Source organism: Aeromonas sp. QDB23 (assembly GCF_027707745.1).
GTDB classification, from domain to species: domain Bacteria; phylum Pseudomonadota; class Gammaproteobacteria; order Enterobacterales; family Aeromonadaceae; genus Aeromonas; species Aeromonas allosaccharophila.
In genome coordinates this window covers 1-3,516 of the sequence record NZ_JAPCJA010000116.1, presented here as the reverse complement: position 1 = coordinate 3,516, position 3,516 = coordinate 1, and the positions used below count along the sequence as shown (strand labels likewise).

Genomic DNA, 3,516 nt, shown 5'->3' with positions numbered 1-3,516 from the left:
ATCTGGAAAAGGTATTGGATTCAGGGCTGGCTGAATTGAAGTCAATTTAACAATATGTTCACGCTCTCGCCCTGAGGGCAATGGCTTGGTCGATTATGTACTGTGGGGAGATGACGGCACGGCACTGGCGGTAGTGGAAGCTAAACGCACCAGTCGTCGTCCAGAAGATGGCCAGCAGCAAGCCAAGCTCTATGCCGATTGTTTAGAAAAGCAATGCGGGGTGCGGCCCATTATTTTTTACACTAACGGTTATGAAACTCGTCTGTGGGATGATGCCTTCTACCCGCCTCGTACTGTACAGGGCTTTTATACCAAAGATGAACTGGCGCTAATGATAAGTCGGCGCCGCGACAGGGTATCGTTTTTTAACTGTGATTCAGGGGAAGCTAACAAGCTCACCGCTCAAATTGATGAAAAAATTACTAACCGCCATTATCAAAAAGCCGCCATTACCCAAATTTTACAGCATTTTGAGTTAGACCATCAGCGAAAAGCACTGCTAGTGATGGCGACTGGTACAGGTAAAACCCGAACCGTGATAAGTTTGGTCGATTTGCTGGTCAAAAATAACTGGGTGAAAAACGTGTTATTTTTGGCTGACCGCAATGCCCTATTAACTCAAGCGAAAAAGCATTTTGTTAAGTTATTGCCTCGGGTGAGTTGCTCACTATTGAGCTCAGGACAAAGCAAAGACAGTATCGACAGCCGCTTGTATTTTTCGACTTACCCGACCATGAAAAACTTGCTGGACCGGGGGGCTGACGAGCGCCCGTTTGGGGTGGGGCATTTCGATCTAATCGTGGTAGATGAAGCACACCGCTCGGTGTATTCGAAGTATCGGCAGATTTTTGAGTATTTTGATGGTTACCTTCTGGGGCTCACAGCCACTCCAAAAGACGAAGTAGAAAAAGATACCTACAGCATTTTCGATTTGCAAAAAGGCATGCCTACTTATGCTTATGAAGACGCCAGTGCCTATGCAGAAAAATATTTGGTGCCGCCAACAAAAATATCAGTTGCTACTAAGTTCATTCGTGAAGGAATCAAGTATCAAGAGTTGTCTGATGAAGAAAAACAAGAGTGGGAAAACAAGGCCGAGCTGACCGATCGCGAGGAGGTGTTACCTTCTGAGGTGAATAAATTCTTATTCAATGAAGACACCGCCGAGAAGATGTTTGCCCAATTAATGAGTAAAACTGAGCTGGGGGGAATTCATGTAGAAGGCGGTGATGTGATTGGAAAAACAATAATCTTTGCCGCTAACAACGACCATGCTGTATTCCTCGAAAAAATGTTTAACAAAAACTACCCCAAATGGGCCGGCAAGTTAGCGCGAGTGATCACTTTTAAAGAAACCTACGCTCAAAGCCTGATTGATGAATTTGGGGGGGATGAAAACGAGCGCAAAGACTTCGACCCGAACAACCCCACCTGCCGTATTGCGATCTCGGTAGACATGCTCGATACCGGTATCGACGTGCCTGAAGTGGTGAACTTGGTATTTTTTAAAGTGATCAGATCTAAAGTGAAATTTACACAAATGATCGGTCGCGGCACGCGTCTGTGTGATGATTTATTTGGCCCTGGACAGCATAAGACAACCTTTAAGGTGTTTGATTATTGCCAAAATTTTGAGTACTTCGATGCTAATCCAGAAGGTTTACCTGTTGGCATTGCTAAACCATTGATGCAACAAGTATTTGAAAAAAGGGTTAATTTAAGCATCTTGCTCAGTAAACGCTTGGCTGATGAAGGCTATATCAAGCAACACCCTGAAGATGCGGAGCGGTTACGGGAATTAAAGCATTACCAGTTAGACATGCTACATCATCAAGTCACAGGGATGAACTTAGATAACTTTATTGTCCGTCCGAAACGCCAAGCTGTTGAACCATTTCTAGTTCGCGAGCACTGGGACTGCATCGACGACACCAAGCACACTGAGCTAGAAAGCCATATTGCAGCTCTGCCTACAGAGGCTGAGCCCTTCAACCCTGTGGAGCAAGTGAATAACTTGGCCAACCGCTTTGATAACTTACTGTTGACAATGCAGTTAGCTTTGCTGGAAAAGGGCATAGTGCCTGAGCCAAGTCGGATTCGCGTGATGGAAATCGCCCAGCAATTGGAAGGGAAGTCGGTTATTCCGGCGATACAAGCGCAGTTGCTGTTGTTGCAAGACCTGCAAACCGTTGAGTTTTGGCAGCACATTCATTTGGTTACACTTGAAGACATTCGCCAGCGTTTACGTAATTTGATGTTCGCCTTAGACAAAGAGCAAAAAGAGAGGGTGTACACCAACTTTGAAGATGAGATTCAAGGGGTACACGATGTGACGACAGTGTATACCAGCCCGGCAGTCGACTTGGTCCAATACCGTAAAAAGATTGAGTTGTATATTCAAGATCACCAAGACCAACTCACCATTCAAAAACTGAAAAGAAACAAACCCATCACTCAAGCCGATTTGGACGTGCTAGAAGGGTTGTTGCTCGATGCCAGTGGCATGAGTGATGTGGCGACATACCGTGAGCAGATCTTGCAAGACAAGCCATTAGGCACCTTTATTCGAGAATTGGTGGGCCTTGACCTGAACGCAGCCAAAGAGGCTTTTAGCGCCTTTCTTGATGAGGGCGCTTACAACGCCGAACAAATCAACTTTGTTGATCAAGTGATTGATTACCTTGTGCACAACGGCGTGCTAGACATGGCGCACATCTTCGAGCCACCGTTTACCGACAACCACGGCGAAAGCGCCTACGGCTTTTTTGATGAAGGCAAAGTGGTCGAGTTATTTGGGGTGATTCGTAAGGTGAATGCCAATGCGGTGGTTGAAATGAGTCAATCTGCATAAGGAGTTAGAATTACCTTTCTTGGGAAGGTACGACCCACTCTAGCGTACCTTCTCACCCTTAAGTTTAAAAATGGCCACCTTCTCGCAGAGCGAGGAATGCTCCGACATATTGCCTACCTATGACTCAATCGCGAATCGAGCTATAATTTTTGAGTTTTGCACCACTGTAGTGCATCCACACCAGTTACAATAAATCGCCTCAAAGATCGTTCTTGTCACTAGCTCCTCATACTACATCGCTGTGTAGTGGCCTTTGTATCGCATTGACTATTCAGATAGAGCTCTTGCACACCCCTCAAAATTATTAGAGTTTATAGATAGTTTTGCCATTTCAGGGCTCAATTATAATGTTTGACTAATAATTCAAGAAAAAAGTCAAGATATTTTTCTTTACCCTATTGCAAACGCTTTGGAATAAGAATATCGTTCATTTCGTACATACCAGTCAGTGTATGTAGATACATAATTTATATTTATGAATTCTTCCAAGAGATTAAAAATCTCTAAGTAGCATGCCTACGCCAAATTTTTGGTGTGAATGCTAGAGAAGTATTTAAATATTTAATAACTATAATAAAAGTGTAGCGTTGCGTATTCCGGCGAAGTTGAACAGCCATTCCGGCCAACGTGAACACCCTGATCCTTAACGCGCTCACGTCACCCCG

The 3,516-nt window shown here is 44.5% G+C and carries 1 protein-coding gene; it reads left to right on the top strand.

Annotated elements, in window-relative coordinates:
- Positions 1-85 precede the first annotated feature (85 nt).
- A complete protein-coding gene (locus tag PG888_RS22545) occupies positions 86-2,851 on the top strand; it encodes a type I restriction endonuclease subunit R (protein WP_270816039.1) in 2,766 nt (921 codons plus the stop codon).
- Positions 2,852-3,516: the final 665 nt, after the last annotated feature.